The sequence below is a fragment of the Alcanivorax sp. genome (assembly GCF_040119285.1).
Taxonomy (GTDB): domain Bacteria; phylum Pseudomonadota; class Gammaproteobacteria; order Pseudomonadales; family Alcanivoracaceae; genus Alcanivorax.
The window spans coordinates 56,223-77,462 of record NZ_JBEDTY010000002.1 but is presented as its reverse complement, the minus strand read 5'-3'; the positions used below and the strand labels follow the sequence as shown (position 1 = coordinate 77,462).

Here is a 21,240-nt window from a genome sequence, read left to right as displayed (position 1 = left end):
CGACACGGGGTGTTGCTGATCCTAAGAGGTTTTATCAAACCGGCTTTTAGCCGCCTTGAACGCTACCGTCACCCGCTCACGCACTCCCGCATGGGGCACTACCGGTGGTGGATAATCCGGGGCCAGTAGCGGCTGCTTCCAGGGCTCATGGATTTGCTTGCTATCCAAGTCACGCAATTGCGGCACCCAATGAGCAATAAAACGGCCTTCGCTATCAAAACGTTGCCCCTGACGAACCGGATTAAACACCCGAAAATAGGGCACCGCATCGGTGCCGGATGAGGCACTCCACTGCCAGCCACCGTTATTGGCGGCAAAGTCCCCATCGATCAAATGTGCCATAAAGAACGCTTCACCCCGGCGCCAGTCCAGCCAAAGATGCTTACTGAGAAACATGGCTGTCACCATGCGTAGCCGGTTATGCATCCAGCCGGTGGCAACCAGCTGCCGCATGGCTGCATCCACCAACGGGTACCCCGTGCGCCCTTCACACCAAGCGGCGAATAGCTCGTCATCATTTTTCCATTCCAGCAAATCCGTTTCCGGCCGGAAGCCTTGTCCGCGGCTAACGCGGGGAAACTGCGCCATGATTTGTCGGTAAAAATCCCGCCAGGCCAGCTCGCCGATCCAGCAGGCAGCACCATCACGGCTACCCGCATCCGCCATGGCCTGGGTTGCGGCCCGGAAACAACTGGCCACCGACAGGGTCCCCGACGATAGCGCCACCGATAAGCCGCTGGTGCCAGACAGATCAGGAAAATCACGGTGGTGGCGATAGTCGGCCAGCGACCGCTCCATAAACTGATCAAGTTGTTGCCAGGCCGCCTCTTCTCCAGGCGCCCATTGCTGCGTTAGCGCCTCAGGCACGTCCAGCATTTCAAGGGCCTTCGCCACAACCTCAGCCCCCATAAACGTACCTTTAGCGCTGCATTGTGATGGCACCGGTGTCATCGCCGGGTGATGATCGGCCATCCATACATCCCAACGTTTCTTATAAGCCCCAAACACCGTATACGGTGTTCCTTTACCGGTGCGCAGTGCCGCGGGTGGAACTAACACGCCATCGTCGAAACCGCGCAGGATAATCCCTTGCTCACGCAGGCGTTCAGCCACCAGTGTGTCTCGCTGCTTTTCATTGAGCGGATACTCACGATTGCAATACAGGTGTGTCACACCCTGGCTCTGGGCAAATTCCGCTAACGCCTCCGGCACCTTCTCGAAGGTGTCCACATCCAGCACATGCATATCAATGCCGCGGTTAGCCAGGGACTCGCCCAGCTCACGCAAGCTTTCCAACACATACCAGCGGCGCAACGGCGCCACCTGATGACGATCCCATTGCCCCTGACACAGACAATACACCGCCAGCGCCTGTGGCCTCGTCTCACCCGCGCTTATCGATGACTCTGTCAACGCAGCGTGCAGAGGCGAGTGTGCCGCGACACGCAGGTCGTTGCGGTACCAGACCAGATTCATGGCGTACTCCAGGATTGTTGAAGTCGATCCAGTTCGCTCGCCAGCCCCTGCCGACGCCCGCCAAGCTGGGCTACCTCTTGCGGCAGTGTCATTTGCGATAGATCCAGCCCCCAGCACGCCTCACTGAGGCCACAACCAGAAGCGATACCGATTTGCTGACGCTGGGCCGCCGTTGGCCAGCGATCCACCACCCAGAGCACACCACCGGCCCGTTGCGCCAGGCTTTTGAGTACACTGCGCAGTTCTACCGTCACCAAAGGAGCCCCCAGACACCAGAGCGGGCGGTTCAATACCATCGCCAGTTCCAGTGCCGGCAAGGCTCTCCCCACCGGCACCAGCAACCAGCCGGCCTCCCCACCCCGTGGCGCCAGCGATAATGCCCGCGACGACCACTTGGCCTGCAGCACACCGTCAAACAGGGTGAGCCATCCACCCAGGGCTGAAGTGTCAGCCAAACGTGCCCGCACGGGATCACAAAAGTGATCCAGTACCAGAGCATGGCTATAATCATTCAGCAGCCCATTGAGCAACTGTTCCAGACGGCGGGTGTTGAGCGACTCCAGCGCGCAGATCGCGTCTGTTACTGCCCCGCGCCAAGGCCCTTGCTGTTCGGCACCCTGTTCCCACACCGCCCCGTTAGCCGCTGCTGAATCAGCCAGTAGCCCCGCCACCTGACTGATCGGCACCCCTCGCTCCAGCCAATGCTGAATCTGCTCGATACGAGCGATATCCACTTCGCTATAACGCCGATGCCCTTTGTCCGTGCGTGCGGGCGTCAACAAACCATAACGACGCTCCCAGGCACGCAAAGTCACTGCGGGGATACCGCAGTGCATGCTCACGTGCTGAATGCTGATGCTACCGGCTTGTCGGTCCGCAACTTGAACCCTGCTTGTAGACTCGCTCATACCCGATTTCTCAGGCCTAGCGGGTCCGGGTACGGGGAAAGATAGCGCTGCTGGGCCAAGTAAGGCTGATCGGTTTTACGCAGGGCACCACGCAACAGGGTCATCGGCACAACCAGCGGCACCTCTTCACGCAGATAAGCGTCTATCTGTTCGTTGATCAACGCCCTGTCGTCTCCACCTAGATCCTGGCGCAAAAACCCGGCCAGATGTTGCAGGGTATTCACATGGGCGCCCCGGGATACACGCTTCTTCATGGCGGACATCACCGCATGAATATAATCCCCGGCAATGTCTTGCAGCGGGCGTGCTTGAAGGTCCGCCAGCATGGGGCCCACTTCACGGTAGGTTTTCTGGCAATGAGCCAACAGCTGAAATTTGTGACGGCTATGGAACACAATCAGCTTTTTCGCGGTCAGGCCTTGTTCCATCATCTGACACCAGTCGTCATACAGGAACACGCGCTCGATAAAGTTTTCACGCAGAGCGGCATCATTCAGGCGCCCTTCTTCTTCCAGTGGCATTAGCGGATAACGGCGTGCCAGCGCCGCAGCGAACAGCCCGCTGGCATCCCGACGTTGTACATTGCCAGCCTCGTTGTAGACACGGATTCTTTCCATCCCGCAGCTGGGAGACTTGGCCATCAGAATATAGCCACGCAACGGCGCTAGTGACGGCAACGTCCGGTCGATGAAATCCATCATCACCCTGGTGCAATCTCGCTTACCATCCGTGGTTAGCAGCCGCAGCGGCGCTTCATCGCCTTCTTCAACGCCAACGTCGTCTGCCACCTGATGACGCTCCGCACCGTCCACTAAATGCATTGCTTTACGCGGTGCCGGCATGCCTGCGCCCATTTCCGGGCACAGCGAACGAAACTCAAAATACTGCGACAGAACCTCGGTGCAGTAACGGGAATGCTTATGACCCTTGTCATGACGCACTTCCAAGCCCAGCAAACAGGCGCTAATACCCACCGGAATACGTGCCGGGGATAGCGGTGATGCAGAATGAACACCGTCCATGAGGTACCTCACTGGTGCGGGGTGGTGTTTCTGTTTTCTGACTCGTCAGGTTGTACAGAAACAGGATTTTGTACAACTTTACTCCCAGTCCCCGTCAACGGCCTGTGAAGCTTGGCGACATCACGTTTCAGAAAGACAATGATCACAAAGGTGCAATCACTGCTGGCTATGCTTATACTTTATGAAACACTGACCTTATGGACAGCACAATGCGTATTCTTGTCTGCGGTGGCCGTGATTTTGACAACCTCACCCTGCTGGAGCACACCCTGAACCGCTTGCACCGCGACAGCACACTCTCGCTGCTGATTCACGGCAACGCCAGTGGCGCCGACCGATTAGCCGGGCAATGGGCCCACCACCACGGCATTGATCAGGTCAGCTACCCCGCCAACTGGAAAGCCCATGGCCGTGCTGCCGGCCCCATGCGCAACCGGCGCATGCTGCACCATGGGCGCCCACAAGGAGTCATCGCCTTTCCTGGCGGGCGCGGTACCGCCCATATGATCAGCCTGGCCGAACAGGCCGGCCTGCCTGTGTGGCAACCGGAAAACGAGCAGGACAGCGGCTTGTTTAAGCGCATGGGAGAGCTACAGCGCTGATCAAGCCAGCACAGCAAACCTTAAAGGAAGGCACATTAGGAGGGGGAAACCGAAACGAAAAAGGGCCCGCCGTAGGCGAGCCCTTTTAAATATGGTGGGTCGTGCTGGATTCGAACCAGCGACCAATTGGTTAAAAGCCAACTGCTCTACCAACTGAGCTAACGACCCGCTCCCGAAGGAGGCGCAAATAATACGGATTTATTTCTTGGTGACAAGGGGTTAACCCATTTTTTTTCTGCTTTATTGATAGTTTGTTGGATCTTTAACCAATGCATCCGCGAAGCCTTGGCTGCGCAGACGACAACTGTCGCATTTGCCACAGGCATTGCCATTATCGTCAGCCTGGTAACAGGATACAGTAAGTCCGTAATCCAACCCCAATACGATACCCTGCTGAATAATCTGCGCCTTGCTCAGGTGCATCAGCGGAGTTTCGACCTGCATCGGGTGACCTTCTACACCGGCCTTGGTGGCCAGATTGGCCATGGTCTGGAACGCCTCAATAAAAGCCGGTCGGCAATCCGGGTAACCGGAATAGTCCACCGCATTGACCCCAATAAAAATAGCTTGTGCATCAACCACTTCCGCCAAACCCAGCGCCAGAGACAGGAATACCGTGTTACGGGCTGGCACATAGGTCACAGGAATACCGTCACCCCCGTTTTCGGGCACCTCAATGGAATGATCCGTCAAAGCAGAACCACCGATATTCCCCATACCCAGTTCGATGACACGGTGGCTCAACGCCCCCAGCGCCTCGGATACCCGCACGGCGGCATCCAGCTCTGAACGGGTGCGCTGGCCATAGTCGAACGCGATGGTATGACAGGCATATCCCTGGTTCTGAGCGATAGCCAGGCAAGTGGCTGAGTCCAAACCACCGGACAACAGCACCACAGCTTTTTTCATGGCAGGCTCCTTGATTAACTCTTTGCTTAAACAGGCTATTGAGGCTCTCCGAGACTTTACGTCCGGGCCCCCATCAACGTCCCCGGGCATCATTCCAGAGGAGTTTATGTAGCTGTAATTGAAAGCGTACCGGCAATCGGTCAGCCACAATCCAGTCTGCCAGCTCTCCCGGCGCCAAATCTCCCTGCACCGGCGAGAACAGCACATCGCTGACCCGCTGGTGTAACTGGTGCTGGTCCAGCATAAAACGCGCCCAGTCGTAATCCTTGCGGTCCGCCAGCACGAATTTCACCTGGTGATGGGCCTTGAGCAGAGGGATATTATCCAGCCGATTATTATGCTGTTCACCAGAACCCGGCGCTTTAAGATCCATCACCACGGACACCCGCTCATCCACACCGGCAATATCCATAGCGCCGCCGGTTTCCAGGCTAACCTGATAACCGTCATCACAGAGGGCCGTAAGCAGCGGCAGACAATTAGGCTGCGCTAGAGGTTCCCCGCCGGTGACTGTCACGAATTGCGCGCCATGGCCAGCAACCTGTTCACGGATCGCCGCCAGCGTCCATTTCTCCCCACCAGAAAAAGCATATTCCGTATCACACCAGACACAGCGCTGAGGGCAACCAGTGAGGCGCACGAATACCGTCGGAAAACCCACGGTGCGGGATTCACCCTGTAAGGAATGGAAGATTTCGGTAAGGCGGAGTTCCACAGCATCTCCTGAAAGCCCTTGAAGGGAGCGGAAATGCGCGGATTCTATCACCTTTGCCGACGTCTGTGACGCAGAGAAAGGCGATAGAAACGGCGTTACTTGTTGAGCTGGTCGAGAAGCCCCTTGGCTTGGTCGGCTTCTTTACTGTCGGGATATTGCTTGATCAGCTTATGCAGGCTGACCTTGGCAGGGGATGTCTCACCGGCCTTGGCCTGCATGACCGCCAAGATATAGAGGCTTTTAGGCGCCTTGCTATGATCCGGGTAATCATCGGCCACCGCCTGAAAGTGGCTTTGTGCCTTCTTCAGGTCCGGTTCTTTCTGATCGCTATATAACTTCCCTGCCCAGAAATGGGCATTGGCCCGCGACAAACCTTGCGGAAATTCCTTCAGGTATGCCTCGAAACCGGCAATGGCGCCCTTGAAGTCACCCCTTACCAACTTGTCTTTGGCTATATTGTAGGCGGCTCGGTCCGCTTCCGGGTCGTTGTCACCCTCAGCGCCAGCCTCTGGCTGCTCGGTGGTTCCCCGTTCAGCCAGCGTGTTAATCCGGGTATCCAGGTCCAGGTAACGCTCACGCTCCGCTTTCTTGAGAGTAGAAAGCTCGTGGCGCAACTCTTCCAGCTGACCCTGCAGCTGTTGAATCTGTTCTTCATACTGTTGCTGCTGTTGCATCAACACCATCAACCCGCCCTCGTTCACCGCAGCAGACGATGTGGAGGTACTGCGCACTTGTGACTGCGCCTGGGAGAGGCTGCGCTCTTCAACGGCCAGCGGCCCAGTGCTCTGTGCATACGCACAGAGCACCAGGGAGCTGAGCATCGCGCCTGCAATCAGGCGCGCTGTCATCACTACCTTCATGCCTTACGGACGGCCGGACAGGTAATTGATTTCTACACGGCGGTTCTTGGCCCAATCCATCTCGGCGTGGCCAAACGCTGCCGGCTTCTCTTCACCGTAGGAAACAATTTCCACCTGAGAAGAAGCAACACCCTGCACACGCAGGAACTTTTCTACCGCTTTGCCACGACGCTCGGACAGAGCAACGTTGTATTCACGGGTACCGCGCTCATCAGCATGGCCTTCCAGACGAATTTTCGCGTTAGCGTTGTTCTTCAGGTAGGTCGCGTGGGCACGCAGGGTTTCAAACGCCGCAGCCGGAACGGTGTTGCTGTCGAATGCGAAGTAGATAACGCGTGAATCGGTTGTACCGTCGTAGTTGGACGGATGGTTATAGAAGTTGTCAGCAGTCAGCGGGATGCTGCTGGTGTCCGGTTTAACCGGCTCTGACGACTTAACCGGAGAGACCGGAGACGTGTCAGTCTGCTGGGACATATCGTTGGTGGCTGAAGTATCGTCTTCAGTCGGTGTGCTGGAACAAGCTGCCAGTGCAGCTGCCAGCATTAGGGCAAACAGCGGGTTAAATAATGAACGCATGCGAAAAGCTCCTATAATTTCCTAGTATTGGACTCCGAGAACCACTCAGAGGAACGGCGACCATGCCGGTTCTCTGACTTCCCCTTCCTTCGACGGCAGCTCAACCTTGACTCTGCCATCGATGGATACGGCTTCCAGAACCCCCGTCCCCCCGTGTTGCGTCCCGTAAATTACCATACTTCCATTGGGCGCAACACTAGGCGATTCATCCATATCGGTGCGAGTCACAATATTAAATGTGCCACGCTGGAGGTCCTGCACACCGACATTGAAATTTCCATTTCGTCGATGCACATAAACGAGATAGCGGCCGTCCGGGGTTACATCGGAGCGCGCATTATAAGCGCCCTGGAACGAAACCCGCCGGACCGACTTATCATTTATGTTCAGTTTGTAAATCTGTGGACCACCGGAGCGACTGGAAGTGAACACCAGATGCTCGCCATCAGGCAACCAACGGGGCTCGGTATCGATGCCATAATTGTTGGTTAACCGGGTCAGCGCCTTGGTCGACAGATTCAACGTATAAATTTCGGGATTGCCATCACGGGACAGCGTCAACGCCAATTTCTGACCATCCGGCGACCAATCCGGTGCACCGTTGATACCACTGAAACTGGACACTTTTTCCCGCTCGGTGGTGGCCAAGCTGTGAATATACACACCCGGCCGCCCCTGATCTTCAAAAGAGACGTAAACAATTTTCCTGCCATCGGGTGACCACGCAGGGCTCATGATAGGCTCTTTGCTGCGCAGAATGGTGGTCACGCGGTGGCCATCAGCATCCGCATATTGCAGCTGATACGGATTGGCATCATTGCGATTATGCGTCACATAAAGGATTTTGGTGGAGAACGCTCCAGGAATGCCGGTAAGCTGCTCATAGATACGATCACTAATGGCATGGGCCACATCGCGCAGCTGCGATGCCGGCGGACGGTAGGTTTCCGACAGCAATTTCTTCTGCCGCACCACATCAAACAGCGCATAGCTAACTTCATAGCTACCCGTTTCCTGGCGCTTCATGCTGCCGGTGATTACGTATTCCGTGCCCAGCACGTTGAAGTCGCGGTAAATCATTTCCTGTTCATTACGGGGCCGGCTGAGCATATCCTCTGGCGGTAGCGGCTTGAACTGGCCACTGCGATGCAGATCAGCTTGAACGATCTGGGATACGTCGTCAGGGGCATTTTGCCCGCCATCAAAAGGCACCACTGCAATCGGCACCGCATCCACACGACCTTCGGTCACCTTAATCAGCAATTCTGCCTGGGCATTGAGCATCCACAAGGCTGCCATCAAGGCGACACTGATTTGCATCCATATCTTGCGTTTACACGTTTGCTGCATCCTTAACACACCTATCATTGTGCAACTCCAGGATCGAATTCGATCACCAGTGAGCGAAACTGTTCGTTAAATAACGGGCCGTCCGGCACCGGCAGAGGACTGGCCAGTTTTACGGCATTCAAGACCGATTCGTCGAAATCCGGGTAGCCGCTGCTTTCAACCACCGACACATTGATCACCTCGCCGCCCGGGATCATCTGTATTTTCACCCGTGTCTGGACATCATCCCGGTTTCGGTAATTACCAGGAATCCGCCAACGCTGGCCCACATGGGCGGCGATAGCATCGGTAAAGCTTGCAACGTGAGCATCCGCCTGGTCCGCACTACTGGCGGCTTCCTGATCCGGCTGGTCAGTGGCTTTGCTCTGCCTGTCCATTTCCAGCTCTTCCTCCGCCAACATCTCTTCCACGCTCGGGGTGTCGATCTCCGGCACCACTGGCTTGGGCTTTGCCTCGGGTTTGGGCGCCGATTTGGGTTTAGGCTCCGGCTTTTTTGCCGGCGCAGGCTTCGAATCAGGCTTGGGCTTGGGCGTCGGTTTAGGCTCCGTTTTAGGCTTTGCCTTTGGTTCCGTTTTGGGCTTTGGCTTTGGTTTTGCTATCGGCTTGGGTGTCGGTTTTACTTCCTGTTTGGGTTTCGCCACAGGTGCATTCTGTTGCTTGGACCGTTCCACCATGGTCGCCTTCACATGGGGTGGCACCACCGGAGCCTTATGCAATGATGGATCCGTGCTCCAGCTAAACACCAACAAACCACACACCAACAGGTGAATAAACAGCGTAAATAACACCGCAACACGACGATCACTCATTGCGTCCCTGCGGCTCAGTCACCAACCCGAGTTGGCTAATGCCGGCTTCCTGTAGCGCGCCCATCAAGGTGACCACCCGGGCGTAGGCTACATTACCATCGCCCTCCACTAGAAACAGGGTGGACGGCTTGTGTTTCTGGATGCGCAGCACATGGCCTTTGACGGTTTCCAGGCTGGAGGATTTCTGGCCATCACCGCCTACATCGATGAAATAACTACCGTCCGCGGTCACCGAAATGATCACCGGTTCGTTCTTGGTAGTATCGATAGGGTCGCTGTTGCTATCCGGCAGGTCCACATTAATGCCCTGGGTCATCATCGGCGCCGTGGCCATAAAAATCACCAGCAGCACCAACATCACATCAATGTAAGGCACCACGTTCATCTCGGCGACGAGCTTACGCGGCACCCTTATCTTTACGCCGCTCATGATTATGCCCCGCGCCCGTGGGCCTGACGATGAAGCACCGAAGAGAACTCTTCCGCGAACATTTCATTTTCCGTCAGTAAGGCATCGCTCTGTGCCGAGAAACGGTTGTAGGCCATGACCGCGGGAATCGCTGCAAACAAGCCAATGGCGGTGGCGATCAGCGCCTCGGCAATCCCCGGCGCAACCACACTGAGGGTAGCCTGTTTCACGTTAGCCAATGCCATAAAGGAATTCATGATGCCCCAGACGGTCCCGAACAACCCCACGTAAGGGCTGGTAGAGCCCACCGTGGCAAGGAAAGGCAAGTGTTTGGTAAGGCGGGTCTGTTCGCGCTGCAAGGCAACCCGCATGGCGCGCTGGGCGCCCTCCATCACCGCTTCTCCGCCACGGGCGCTTTTGGAAAGCCGAGCAAATTCCTGAAAACCCGCGCGGAAAATCGCTTCACTACCGGAATCCACATTCGGGTCTTTGCGGCTCTGGTTATAGAGAGAGGCAAGATCATCGCTGGACCAGAACTTTTCCTCAAAGGCACGACCTGCCCGCTGGGCCCGGCCTAGCACTCGGAAACGGCCAACAATCATGTACCAGGACGTCAATGACGCCAGAATCAACAGCGCCATCACCAGCTGCACCACCACGGTGGCGTTGCTGATCAAACTGACGACAGACATGCTGGATGCCTCAACCATGTAGCCCTTCTCCTTTGCTGGCCGCGCTAAATTTTTTATACAGTGCCGTCGGGATAGCCGCCGGTTTGAGGGTATCGGCTCTCACGCAAGCCACCTTAATGTCTGCCTGACAAATTAATGCGCCGGCTTTACGCACCTGCTGATCAAACACCAGCGTGGCCTTACCCATTTTTTTCAGTGTGGCTGACACGGTCAGCGCATCATCAATACGTGCCGGCTGGCGGTACTGCACATGGGCGGAATGCACAACAAACTGAAAGTTTTCATCCGCCAAAGCGTAGTGCTGATAACCCAGCGTACGTAGAAATTCAGTACGCGCCCGCTCCATGAATTTCAGGTAATTCACGTAATAGACTATGCCACCTGCATCAGTGTCTTCGATGTAGACGCGCACCGGCAGGGTAAATTCCCTGTTTCCTTGATTTTTTTCAATCATTAAACAAATCACCCTCTTGGCGGGGGCGCTGCAACCCAAAATGACGCCAAGCATGGTTGGTCACCGCCCGTCCACGCGGGGTGCGCTGAATAAAGCCTTGCTGTATCAGGTAAGGCTCCACTACCTCTTCCAGGGTGCCGGAGTCCTCATTGAGTGCTGCTGCCAAGGATTCCAGCCCTACCGGTCCGCCATCAAATTTGTGCATGATCATATCCAGCAGGCGGCGGTCAGTGCCGTCCAGACCACAACTGTCCACCTCCAGCATGTCTAAGGCACGCTGGGCGATCTCTTCGGTAATCCGCCCATCGCCCTTCACCTCGGCGTAATCGCGCACGCGACGCAGTAGACGGTTGGCAATACGCGGGGTGCCACGGGCGCGGCGCGCCACTTCCAGGGCACCGGCCGTTTCGATAGGGATAGCAAGAATATCGCAAGCGCGGCTAACAATGCCGGACAAGTCATCTACAGAATAGAATTCGAGGCGCTGCACAATCCCAAAACGGTCGCGCAACGGAGCGGTAAGCAAGCCTGCCCGGGTGGTCGCGCCAACAAGAGTAAACGGCGGAAGATCCAGTTTGATGGAACGGGCGGCCGGTCCTTCACCGATCATGATATCCAGCTGATAGTCTTCCATTGCCGGATAAAGGATTTCCTCTACCACCGGAGACAGGCGGTGGATTTCATCCACGAAAAGCACATCACCCTCTTCCAGGTTGGTCAGGATGGCCGCCAGATCACCAGCCTTTTCCAGCACCGGGCCAGAGGTGGACTTGAGATCGCAGCCCATTTCACGGGCAATAATATGCGCAAGGGTCGTCTTGCCGAGCCCGGGAGGGCCAAAAATTAAAGTATGGTCAAGGGCTTCATTGCGTCCGCGGGCAGCATCAATAAAGATTTCCATGCGCTCGCTGACTTTCGGCTGCCCATGATAATCCGCCAAGCTGGCCGGGCGAATCGCCCTGTCCTGCTGTTCTTCCTGGCTACCAACGGCAACCGCGGTAATGACTCGTTCGTTATCCATGCCTGCAGCGGGCTTGCCTCTATATCGTGGGAGTCGCTAGCGTATCGTACCCTGATACCGTACTGCCATTACTGTTATCATAAAGTGGTATGTCACGCCGGTGTGAAGCGCTAGCGAGCCAGGCTTTTAAGCGCCTTACGGATCAGTTGCTCGCTGCTCATGCCTTCTTGATCTGCTGCTTTACCCACCGCAGCAGCGGCATCCTTGTTGCGGTAGCCCAGCGCCTCCAAGGCCGCAATGGCGTCACGGGCATCATCGGGCTGATCCGTATCGACCCGGCCCGGCAAACTCACTGGCCCACCATCAATCTTATCGAGTCGGTCCCTCATTTCGATAACCAAACGCTCGGCGGTTTTTTTCCCAATGCCCGGCACGTTCACAAGCGACGTGGTGTCCTGCTCCTGAATACAGCGCGCCAAACGATCAGCCTCAATGCCAGAAAGAATGGCCAGCGCCATTTTCGGCCCCACCCCATTCACCTTGATCAAAGCGCGAAACAACTCACGTTCATAACGATCAGCGAAACCATACAGCAACTGAGCATCTTCACGGACCACAAAATGTGTGTGCAATGTGAGCTCCGCGCCCGCCTCGGGCAAATCGTAGAACACCGTCATCGGTGCCTCTACTTCGTAGCCAACGCCGTTTACGTCCAGCAACAGCACCGGGGGGCGTTTTTCCAACAGGGTTCCACGAAGTTGTCCGATCATCTTTTTTCCATTTACCCGTACCCAGCAAAAGTATCGTGTAGAAAATACAGGCTGAATATTCGGTGGTCACAATCAATCACTGAAAAAATCAAAAAAACAGTCAACACACTAACGAACCCGGCCGCGCCTTACCGACGTAGCGCCAGCCATTCTGGCCAGGGACAGTCGCATATGAGCATGGCAAAGCGCGATCGCCAGGGCATCAGCGGCGTCTTCCTGCGGGCGTTGATCCAGTTTAAGCAGATACTTCACCATTTCTCCGACCTGGTTTTTTTCCGCTCCACCTTTGCCGACAACGGCCTGTTTTACTTGGCGGGCCGAATATTCAAACACCGGCACACACGCCTGCACCACTGCCGCAATGGCTGCACCGCGGGCCTGACCCAATTTCAGGGCAGAATCCGCATTGCGAGCCATAAACACTTTTTCGATGCTGACTTCCGCCGGCCCGTATTCCTTCACCACCTGATCAATCCCCGCGAATATCTCACCCAATCGCGGCGGAATCTCCTTATGGGAAGTCGCAATAGTACCGAAAGCCACTGCGCGGGAACGATTTCCGACCACATCCACCACGCCGTAACCGGTGCGTCGAGAACCGGGATCAATACCCAGAATAAGCGCCATATTTCACAGACCGATAAGAAAAGGAAAGACACCCGGCCCAGCACCTGATATCTGTCTCCGTTCTACCCGACCACTGTACAAATGTCCAGATCAATCAAAAGACGCTTTACATTACATGCATGATGCACCACACCACAAACACCAGTGATGAATGACAACGGCATTCAAGAATGCCGTCATCAAATGCCAAAGAAAAAAGCCCCGAATAGTTCAGGGCTTTTTCTCTGCTCGCAGCTTGTCTTGTAACGTGACGTCCGCTGCTATTCCTCTTCTTCTTCCGGCGCCGGCCAACTGGCATTGGTGTAGACGTTCTGCACGTCGTCCAAATCTTCCAGCATGTCGATCATCTTTTGCACGGTTTCCGCGGTGTCGATATCCATCTCCGCTTCCGTGGACGGATGCATGGTAACTTCCGCCTCGGCAAATTCCAGCCCGGCCTCACGGAGGGCATCTACCACTTCACCGAAACTCTTGTCCGGCGTGGTGGTAACCACAAAACCGTCACCACCGACGTCTTCCACGTCTTCTGCGCCGGCTTCCAACGCCACTTCCATCAATTTTTCTTCGTCCACATCGGGCTCAAAGAAAATCTCACCACGCTTGGTGAACAGGAAAGCTACGGAACCGCTGGTACCTAAATTACCGGCAAACTTGGAAAATGCATGACGCACTTCAGCCACGGTGCGGTTCACATTGTCGGTCATGGTTTCCACCAGAACCGCCACGCCTCCCTTGCCGTAACCTTCATAGGTGATTTCATCCATATTGCCGTCATCATCACCGCCGGCGCCACGTTTAACGGCACGGTCAATGGTGTCACGGGTCATGTTCTGGCCCAGCGCCTTGTCGATCGCTGCTCGCAAACGCGGGTTATCGTTGGGCTCGCCTCCACCCATCTTCGCGGCCACGGTCAGCTCGCGAATCAACTTGGTAAAGATCTTGCCACGTTTGGCATCCTGGGCCGCCTTGCGGTGCTTGATGTTGGCCCACTTGCTATGTCCTGCCATGCTACCTCCGCCAGCACGCAGCACGCGTCACGCAACACGTTTCGGGTACGCCTCTTTGCGTGAAGCGTGATGCGTAGGCCTGCCTGCGTTTCTCCTGTATCAACCTTCTTCTTTGCGTACCTGTACGCCGACTTCACGCAGCTGCTTGTTGTCCACCGGTGACGGTGCATTGGTCATCGTGCACGCCGCCGTTTGCGTCTTCGGGAAAGCGATCACATCCCGGATCGATTCACAGCCAGTCATCAACATCACCATGCGATCCAAGCCAAACGCCAGGCCACCGTGGGGCGGGGCGCCATATTTCAGGCCGTCTAGCAGGAAGCCGAATTTTTCCTCGGCTTCCTCATCAGAAATGCCCAGCGCTTCAAATACAGTGCGTTGCATGGCTGGGCTATGAATACGGATGGACCCGCCACCCAGCTCGGTACCGTTAAGCACCATGTCATAGGCCCTCGATAACGCCTCGCCCGGATTACTCTTAAGCTCTTCCGCGCTACAACTGGGCATGGTGAAGGGATGATGCAAGGCATGGTATTGCCCTTCGTCTTCCTCGAACATGGGGAAGTCCACTACCCACAATGGCGCCCATTCTCCCTCGACCAAATTCAAGTCATGGCCCACTTTGACGCGCAGAGCACCCAGCGCTTCGTTAACGATCTTGGCCTTGTCAGCACCGAAGAAAATCAGATCGCCGGTCTCGGCGCCGGTGCGCTCAAGGATGCCGTTAATGGCATCTTCGGTCAGGAACTTCAGGATCGGAGACTGCAGACCTTCAGCGCCGGCGGCCAAGTCGTTGACCTTGATGTAAGCCAAACCCTTGGCGCCATAAATGCTGACAAACTTGGTGTAGCCATCGATATCCTTGCGCGACAGGCTGCATCCACCTGGCACTCGCATGGCCGCCACACGGCCTTTCGGGTCGTTGGCCGGGCCGGAGAACACTTTAAAATCCACGCCAGCAAGCAGGTCGGCAATATCAATCAGCTCCAATGCAATACGCAGGTCAGGCTTGTCGGACCCGAAACGCTGCATGGCCTCGGAGAATGGCATGCGCGGGAAATCCGGTAAGTCTACACTGAGCAATTCTTTAAACACCGAACGCACCATCCGTTCGGCAATGCCCATAATGTCTTCTTCTTCTACAAAGGAAGCTTCCAAATCAATCTGGGTAAATTCCGGCTGGCGATCGGCTCGCAGGTCTTCGTCACGGAAGCACTTGGCAATCTGGTAGTAGCGATCAAAGCCTGCCACCATCAACAGCTGTTTAAACAACTGCGGGGACTGCGGCAACGCAAAAAAACTACCCGGGTGCGTTCGGCTGGGCACCAAGTAATCGCGGGCACCTTCCGGCGTCGCCCGGGTCAGGATCGGCGTTTCCACATCCATGAAACCCTCGCCTTCCAGGAAGGCGCGCACAACATGGGTCAGTCGCGAACGGAACTGGAAGTTTTTCAACACTTCCGGGCGGCGCAGATCCATATAACGGTACTTGAGACGCACCTCTTCACCGGCGGCGGAGTGGGCATCCAACTCAAATGGCGGAGTCTCCGCTTCATTAAGAATCGTCAGCTCTTTGCCCAAGACTTCGATATCACCAGTGGCCATCTTGCTATTACGCACTGATTCGTCACGCATGCGTACCCGGCCGCTCAAGCGAACCACATATTCACTGCGTACTTTGTCAGCCAGCGCGAAGGCATCCACAGTGTCCGGATCAAACACCACCTGCACCAGACCATTACGGTCACGCAGGTCGAGGAAGATCACCCCACCGTGGTCACGGCGGCGACTGACCCAACCGCAAAGCTCTACTGTTTCTCCGTCGTGGGAGGCTCGCAAATCACCGCAATAATGGCTTCGCATGCTTAAAATCCGCTTGTGTTCTGATTACGCCGTCCGGCTTATTGAAGGCGACCCCAGGCTGGCTGAAGCCTGCCCCGACGCCAGACCGCTGAAAAAGGCGCCACAGTATAGCGATTCAACCGCCGCCGAGCCATGCCGGGCGGCGATTCACTGCGAAACGGGACACAAGCCTACTTAATTTCACAAAATACCTTGGAAAATAGTGTCTCTACGCCTTGTGCCCTGAAAACCCATGGCATATAAAAGATGAGAACCTTCTTAGAGACCCTCTGCGTTGCGCAGTCTAGGGGCGTAGCTGACAAGGAAGCAACGCCGGTCATCCGTACCAGTGCGGGGCCAATACAACATTAAGAAAACACCATAAAGGGGTAAGCAATCCATGGCTGCAAAGAAAAAGACCGCGGTTAAAGCGTCCAGCACCACAGCAGCTCGCAAGGTGAAAACCATCACCGAACCGATGAACAAGACTCAGATCATCAACCAGATCAGCGAAACCACCGGCCTAACCAAGAAAGACGTGAACGCTGTTTTCGACCAACTCGGCGATATCATGGAAGGCCACCTGAAAAAGCGTGGTGCTGGCCAGTTCACCCTGCCCGGTCTGCTGAAAATCGTGACCCAGAAGAAGCCCGCTACCAAAGCACGTAAAGGCATCAACCCTTTTACCGGGGAAGCGACCACTTTCGCAGCCAAGCCTGCCCGCACCATGGTCAAGGTGCGTCCGCTGAAAAAATTGAAAGATATGACCGCCTGAGTCACGTTCTACCATCGGGCGCCCAGCGCCCGATGGCATCCCTCTTGTGCATAGCTCACGCTGACTTCTCGCCCGCACTGGCCCCCAAAGGCTGCATCCCTCTATAATGCGCGCCGCATACGGAGGAGAACCCCATGGCTGAACGTAAAGATAAACAGAAGGTAATCGGCGAGCCGATGACCGATGAGCAGATCGCAGTGTTCCTGGATTTCTCTCCCGAGGAGGGCGTGAACGGAGACTTCCACGTACTGGAAAAAGCCTACCGCGCCCTTCGCGCGGAGGATTTCACCCGCTTCCTGGCGTTTTTCAAGGACCAGAACCGGAACTTGGATGCTCGCGATCCGCAAGGCCGCACCCTGCTATCCCTGATTGACCAGCATCCGAAAGGAGCGAAATACGCGCAGGCTCTGCGCGACGCCGGCGCCAACGCCTGATACCCGCCTTTCTCGTGCCAGCCTGGCACAAACCAGGCTGGCACAATAACGCTACACTCTATGCCTGCAAACGCATATTGAGCAGAACTTGTCCACATCACGCCTGCATGGCATTGTTGTCTAATAAAGGGCTATGGGGGCCCGGCGAACCTGGTCGCCTACAAACACAACAACAAGAGCTGTAAACATCATGGCAGCATATTCTGTATCGTTCTGGCGCTCTCTGTGCCTCATCGCGCTCTGCGCGATCAGCTTGCAACTCCATGCGGCCCGCGATGATGAGGCCGACGACGAAATGGACGAAGTCACCCCGGAAGAACTGCAGATACAGAATATCCCGGTGGATGAGCGTATTTTCGTCGAAAAATGGAACGATGTACCTTACAAGGAGAGCTATTTCACCTACACGGACAAGCAGATTCGCGACAAGTGGGAGTATTTGATGCGCGGTCTGAAAGTACCCTATCCGTCCGCCGCTTATATGCAAAAACAGTTCGAAAAATATCCTTTCATGAAAGAGGACATCAAGGACTGGAACGGCGATTACCCATTACTGGAAGCACGCATCCTGCAGGTCTGGCGCAAGTTCTTTGCCGGTAATTTTCAAGAAGCCCGCGAAGAGGGGCTGCAACTGGGGCCCATTGGCAAAATTCCCGCGCTGTTTTCCCAGCTGATGTACGCCATCTACCTAACTGATCGCCAGAGCACCAAGTATATGATGCTCCAGGACGTGGCCAACCAGGCCCAGGAATACTTCGATGACATGGAAGAGGCTGCCGGCGATCCGGCCATTGCCCCCATTGTTGCCTCTGTAAAGCTGGGATACGCCTACGCCATCGCCCGTATCGCCGAAGAATCTCCGGTACCGATCGTTGTCGCCCGACGCTATATCGGCAAGATCAAGAACAGTGCGGAAGAAGTGGTTGAGATCATGCCCGATCAGCCGTTGGGGCATGCCTTCCGTGCCGGTGTGGACGCCGGCATCATGCGTCGGGTGGGCAAATTCACCGGCCGCATGACCTACGGCGCACGAACCACCACGGTGCAAGAATCTTTTGCTGACGCGCTCAAGCTCGCTCCGGATATTCCCATCGTCAATTACGAATATGCCAATGCGCTGATCTACATGAACCGCAAACGCGATCTGAATGAAGCGATCAGCTACTTGGAAAAAGCCATGAAAATTCGCCCGGAATTTTCCATGGATGCGCTCGACGTAATGTATTCCTACAAACGTTTACAGGAAGTAAGGCTGTATGCGCTGAACTTCCGTAGTTTCCGCAAATTCGAGAAGCTGCGTCGCAAGTACAGCAAAAAGACGGATCGGAACCTGACCAGCATCATCAGCGAGCCGCTGAGCATGGAGATGCTCAATAACCCGGAAAAATACATCCTCCCAACACGCAACTAACAGGCAACCCCATGTCTCTTTATGAAGACAAGCTGTTCCCGGTATTACTGAATTGGGCTACCCGCCCCGTTTACCGGGACCGACAACAGTTACTCGCCCAAGCCACTGGCCGGGTTCTGGAACTGGGCGTCGGCACAGGCGCCAATTTTCCTTTCTACAGCCCTGCTGCCACGGAAATTCACGGCATCGAGCCCGCCAGCGGATTGCTTGCTATGGCCCGCGATAGTGCGCAACAGTGTGACGCCCCGGAGCGTTTCCACATCCAGGAAGGCGACGCCCAACTACTGCCCTACCCTGATCAACACTTCGATACCGTGATTGCCTGCCTGGTGTTCTGCACCATCCCGGATCCAAATCAGGCCGCGCAGGAAGCGTTCCGCGTCCTTAAACCAGGCGGCCATCTGCTATCGCTAGAGCATGTCCTCAGCGAACGTCCCTGGATTCAGCGCCTGCAGAAAACCCTGAACCCGGCCTGGAAACCGCTAGCCTGCGGCTGTCAGCTTACCCGTGATACCGCTCGCATTTTCCAACGCGCAGGCTTTCAGGCCGACACCGCCCGCCAACATCGCCACCCCAAACTGCCTGCCTTTGCTGGCGAGCTATACCAAGGGCGATTGCTGCGGCCTTGAAGAGCCTCTGCAAAAAGCTCAACGTTAAAAGTTGGAACGCCAGTTAATTCGAGTTTCAACTTTTAACTCGCACCGCTCCTCAGTGGGACAAACTGCCGCACCTCTGGAGCCCACTTTACCGTTACAATAGCGGCCATGGATAACCGCCCCCCCTTATTAAACTGGCGCCTGCGCCTCATCTGGCTGCGCAGCCTGCTAGTACTGGCCATCACCCTCGCCTTAATCGTGCTGCAACGTTTCGGCCACAGCGGCTATCAGCTGGCTGAGCTAGGCTGGCTGGGCGCGCTGTTATTGCCCAACCTAGTCACCCTACTCACCCGCAAGGCCCCTTTACAGCGCCACAGCCAGTTGCTGACGCTGGAATTGGCCATGGACGCGATTTTGTTTGCTGGTTTGATTCAAGGCTTCGGTGGTGCCGGCAACCCCCTTTCCTTTTATTTATTAGTGCCCGCACTGATGGCGTCGCTGACTTTACCCATGGCCGGCGGCATACTGGTGGCGCTACTGGCTTTAGCAGGGTACATGGTGTCATTGAGCTGGTACCAAATGCCCGCCATGAACAGTCCGCTACACGCTCTCACCCACCAACTCAGCGGTCTACACAGCACCGGCATGGCGGCTGTTTTTATCGCCCTACTAGCCATGCTCAGTGTGCTCGGGCAAGTGATTCAGCGGCTAATACACCAGCAACAAAAGCAACAGGAGCAAGCCTTGGATTTGGCCGGTCGACGTGAGCACATGTACCAGGTGGCAGCGACCTTGGCCGATCAGGCCCATGAGCTGAACACGCCTTTAGGCACCTTGGTCATGCTGGCCGATAACCTTATCCATGCTCCCGAAATGCCCGACTCCCTGCGCCCAGAAGTGGAACAAATAGATCATCTGGCCCGCAACGTGGCCAACCGTCTTAAACAGGGCAACGAAACTCAGCTGGAACCCGGGCTACCGCTGAGCGTGCTGATACAGCAATTACAACAGCACCTGCGTCACCTGGCCCCGACTCTCAATGTGACCCATACCTTGAAAGCAGATCCCCTTGTGGCCGATAGTCAGAACTGGTATCGGGTACTGTGCAATCTGGGCTATAACGCCATGGATGCAGGCGCCACCCGCTTGGATATCATCGTCAGCGACCATTCTCCGCAATACCGAGTGCAACTCAGTGACGATGGCCCGGCCCACCCGGATTCAGAACGCGAAGGTCTCGGCATGGGGTTGACCTTGGTGTATTCCGCCTTGGCACACATTGGTGCTGAGCTGGAAATGGACTTTGGTCATAGCTGGACCCAGGCCCGAATTCACTGGGCCCATACCGATAACCCTGGAGCTGAATCATGAGCAACGCCATTCTCATCCGTCATCTGCTGCTGGTAGAAGACGATGATCTACTGGCTGAACAAACCGCTCGGGCTTTGGGTCGTCACGGCGTCCAGGTTCATGTCGCCCACAGTCGCGAACAGGCTTTGCTTCTGATCACTGAACTCAACACACAGGGAACCCCACCCGACGGCGCCATACTCGATCAAAATCTGGGAGACGATAACGGTCTTGATCTAATCGAACCGATTCGGCGGCAGTACCCCCTCTGTCGGGTGATTCTGCTCACTGGCTACGGCAGCATTGCCGCCGCCGTCGCCGCCACCCACCGTGGCGCCCACAATTATTTGACCAAGCCCGCGAGTGCCAACGACATTCTGCAATCGCTTAATGCTGATCCTGCCAGCCAGACCTTGCCTCTACCCGACAGCCCTCCGTCACTGCAACGACTGGAGTGGGAACATATCCAGCGTACCCTGGATGTCCACAACGGCAATATCTCGCGCGCGGCAGAGGCCCTTGGCATTCACCGTCGCACGCTGCAGCGTCGGTTGAAAAAGCGGCCCAGCGCCAGCGACTATTTGCGAGACTCTCAGAGAGAGGCTCCGCATGAAAAACAAACAGAGCAGCACGCTAGCCGTACAGCCAATAAATCCACACCTCAAGGCTGATCGCCTTCGTAGTT

The 21,240-nt window shown here is 55.9% G+C and carries 24 protein-coding genes and 1 tRNA gene; 7 read left to right on the top strand and 18 right to left on the bottom strand.

Annotation, left to right across the window (positions count from 1 at the left end; all coding sequences use genetic code 11):
• Window positions 1-21: 21 nt before the first annotated feature.
• Genes ABNH10_RS00370 through ABNH10_RS00360 form a run of 3 tightly spaced genes read right to left on the bottom strand, consistent with a single transcriptional unit; the run spans window position 22 to window position 3,406 of the window.
• Window positions 22-1,476: a cryptochrome/photolyase family protein gene (locus ABNH10_RS00370; RefSeq protein WP_349384236.1), complete on the bottom strand. Its 1,455-nt coding sequence runs from the start codon at window positions 1,474-1,476 to the stop codon at window positions 22-24.
• Entirely contained in the window at window positions 1,473-2,384 is a 912-nt protein-coding gene (locus ABNH10_RS00365) for a MerR family transcriptional regulator (protein WP_288368160.1), read from the bottom strand. Before ABNH10_RS00365 ends, ABNH10_RS00370 begins: the two co-directional genes overlap by 4 nt.
• Window positions 2,381-3,406, bottom strand: a complete 1,026-nt coding sequence (locus ABNH10_RS00360; RefSeq protein ID WP_349384235.1) for a YbgA family protein — start codon at window positions 3,404-3,406, stop codon at window positions 2,381-2,383. Before ABNH10_RS00360 ends, ABNH10_RS00365 begins: the two co-directional genes overlap by 4 nt.
• A gap of 209 nt (window positions 3,407-3,615) precedes the next feature.
• Here ABNH10_RS00360 and ABNH10_RS00355 point away from each other — a divergent pair, with 209 nt between their 5' ends.
• Window positions 3,616-4,008, top strand: coding sequence for a DUF2493 domain-containing protein (locus tag ABNH10_RS00355; RefSeq protein ID WP_349384234.1), 393 nt, complete (start codon window positions 3,616-3,618; stop codon window positions 4,006-4,008).
• 92 nt (window positions 4,009-4,100) lie between these two features.
• Here the strand turns inward: ABNH10_RS00355 and ABNH10_RS00350 are convergent.
• From ABNH10_RS00350 to aspS, 15 genes are all read right to left on the bottom strand, one after another.
• Window positions 4,101-4,176: transfer RNA gene (locus tag ABNH10_RS00350), tRNA-Lys, on the bottom strand.
• Window positions 4,177-4,248: 72 nt separating this feature from the next.
• Entirely contained in the window at window positions 4,249-4,917 is a 669-nt protein-coding gene (gene queC, locus ABNH10_RS00345) for a 7-cyano-7-deazaguanine synthase QueC (protein WP_349384233.1), read from the bottom strand.
• Window positions 4,918-4,990: 73 nt separating this feature from the next.
• The gene (gene queE, locus ABNH10_RS00340) at window positions 4,991-5,632 is read right to left on the bottom strand and encodes a 7-carboxy-7-deazaguanine synthase QueE (protein ID WP_349384232.1); all 642 of its coding nucleotides are present in this window, start codon (window positions 5,630-5,632) and stop codon (window positions 4,991-4,993) included.
• A gap of 95 nt (window positions 5,633-5,727) precedes the next feature.
• On the bottom strand, window positions 5,728-6,480 hold the full coding sequence (ybgF, locus tag ABNH10_RS00335; protein WP_349384231.1) for a tol-pal system protein YbgF: 753 nt from the start codon (window positions 6,478-6,480) through the stop codon (window positions 5,728-5,730).
• Window positions 6,481-6,495: 15 nt separating this feature from the next.
• Window positions 6,496-7,068, bottom strand: coding sequence for a peptidoglycan-associated lipoprotein Pal (pal, locus tag ABNH10_RS00330; RefSeq protein ID WP_349384230.1), 573 nt, complete (start codon window positions 7,066-7,068; stop codon window positions 6,496-6,498).
• Between the two features lie 45 nt (window positions 7,069-7,113).
• Window positions 7,114-8,436: a Tol-Pal system beta propeller repeat protein TolB gene (gene tolB, locus ABNH10_RS00325; RefSeq protein ID WP_349384229.1), complete on the bottom strand. Its 1,323-nt coding sequence runs from the start codon at window positions 8,434-8,436 to the stop codon at window positions 7,114-7,116.
• Window positions 8,433-9,227, bottom strand: coding sequence for a cell envelope integrity protein TolA (gene tolA / locus ABNH10_RS00320; protein ID WP_349384228.1), 795 nt, complete (start codon window positions 9,225-9,227; stop codon window positions 8,433-8,435). Before tolA ends, tolB begins: the two co-directional genes overlap by 4 nt.
• A complete protein-coding gene (tolR, locus tag ABNH10_RS00315; protein ID WP_349384227.1) occupies window positions 9,220-9,657 on the bottom strand; it encodes a protein TolR in 438 nt (145 codons plus the stop codon). Before tolR ends, tolA begins: the two co-directional genes overlap by 8 nt.
• Before the next feature lie 2 nt (window positions 9,658-9,659).
• Window positions 9,660-10,346, bottom strand: coding sequence for a protein TolQ (gene tolQ / locus ABNH10_RS00310; RefSeq protein WP_349384226.1), 687 nt, complete (start codon window positions 10,344-10,346; stop codon window positions 9,660-9,662).
• Complete coding sequence (ybgC, locus tag ABNH10_RS00305) at window positions 10,339-10,782, bottom strand: tol-pal system-associated acyl-CoA thioesterase (RefSeq protein ID WP_349384225.1); 444 nt, start codon at window positions 10,780-10,782, stop codon at window positions 10,339-10,341. The genes tolQ and ybgC overlap by 8 nt, the downstream gene beginning before the upstream one ends.
• A complete protein-coding gene (gene ruvB / locus ABNH10_RS00300; protein ID WP_349384224.1) occupies window positions 10,775-11,803 on the bottom strand; it encodes a Holliday junction branch migration DNA helicase RuvB in 1,029 nt (342 codons plus the stop codon). Before ruvB ends, ybgC begins: the two co-directional genes overlap by 8 nt.
• Before the next feature lie 110 nt (window positions 11,804-11,913).
• Complete coding sequence (ruvA, locus tag ABNH10_RS00295; RefSeq protein WP_349384223.1) at window positions 11,914-12,513, bottom strand: Holliday junction branch migration protein RuvA; 600 nt, start codon at window positions 12,511-12,513, stop codon at window positions 11,914-11,916.
• A gap of 108 nt (window positions 12,514-12,621) precedes the next feature.
• The gene (gene ruvC / locus ABNH10_RS00290; protein ID WP_349384222.1) at window positions 12,622-13,140 is read right to left on the bottom strand and encodes a crossover junction endodeoxyribonuclease RuvC; all 519 of its coding nucleotides are present in this window, start codon (window positions 13,138-13,140) and stop codon (window positions 12,622-12,624) included.
• 260 nt (window positions 13,141-13,400) lie between these two features.
• The gene (locus ABNH10_RS00285) at window positions 13,401-14,147 is read right to left on the bottom strand and encodes a YebC/PmpR family DNA-binding transcriptional regulator (protein ID WP_349384221.1); all 747 of its coding nucleotides are present in this window, start codon (window positions 14,145-14,147) and stop codon (window positions 13,401-13,403) included.
• Window positions 14,148-14,246: 99 nt separating this feature from the next.
• Window positions 14,247-16,010: an aspartate--tRNA ligase gene (gene aspS, locus ABNH10_RS00280; RefSeq protein WP_349384220.1), complete on the bottom strand. Its 1,764-nt coding sequence runs from the start codon at window positions 16,008-16,010 to the stop codon at window positions 14,247-14,249.
• A gap of 379 nt (window positions 16,011-16,389) precedes the next feature.
• Between aspS and ABNH10_RS00275 the strand changes: the two genes are divergently transcribed.
• From ABNH10_RS00275 to ABNH10_RS00250, 6 genes are all read left to right on the top strand, one after another.
• Window positions 16,390-16,764, top strand: coding sequence for an HU family DNA-binding protein (locus ABNH10_RS00275; RefSeq protein ID WP_349384219.1), 375 nt, complete (start codon window positions 16,390-16,392; stop codon window positions 16,762-16,764).
• 134 nt (window positions 16,765-16,898) lie between these two features.
• Window positions 16,899-17,198 (top strand): PA4642 family protein, encoded by a 300-nt coding sequence (locus ABNH10_RS00270; protein WP_349384218.1) that lies wholly within the window; start codon window positions 16,899-16,901, stop codon window positions 17,196-17,198.
• A gap of 190 nt (window positions 17,199-17,388) precedes the next feature.
• Complete coding sequence (locus ABNH10_RS00265) at window positions 17,389-18,609, top strand: hypothetical protein (protein ID WP_349384217.1); 1,221 nt, start codon at window positions 17,389-17,391, stop codon at window positions 18,607-18,609.
• A gap of 11 nt (window positions 18,610-18,620) precedes the next feature.
• Complete coding sequence (locus tag ABNH10_RS00260; RefSeq protein WP_349384216.1) at window positions 18,621-19,238, top strand: class I SAM-dependent methyltransferase; 618 nt, start codon at window positions 18,621-18,623, stop codon at window positions 19,236-19,238.
• Window positions 19,239-19,373: 135 nt separating this feature from the next.
• Window positions 19,374-20,576: a sensor histidine kinase gene (locus ABNH10_RS00255; protein WP_349384215.1), complete on the top strand. Its 1,203-nt coding sequence runs from the start codon at window positions 19,374-19,376 to the stop codon at window positions 20,574-20,576.
• Window positions 20,573-21,226 (top strand): response regulator transcription factor, encoded by a 654-nt coding sequence (locus ABNH10_RS00250; RefSeq protein ID WP_349384214.1) that lies wholly within the window; start codon window positions 20,573-20,575, stop codon window positions 21,224-21,226. Before ABNH10_RS00255 ends, ABNH10_RS00250 begins: the two co-directional genes overlap by 4 nt.
• The last annotated feature ends 14 nt before the right edge of the window (window positions 21,227-21,240 follow it).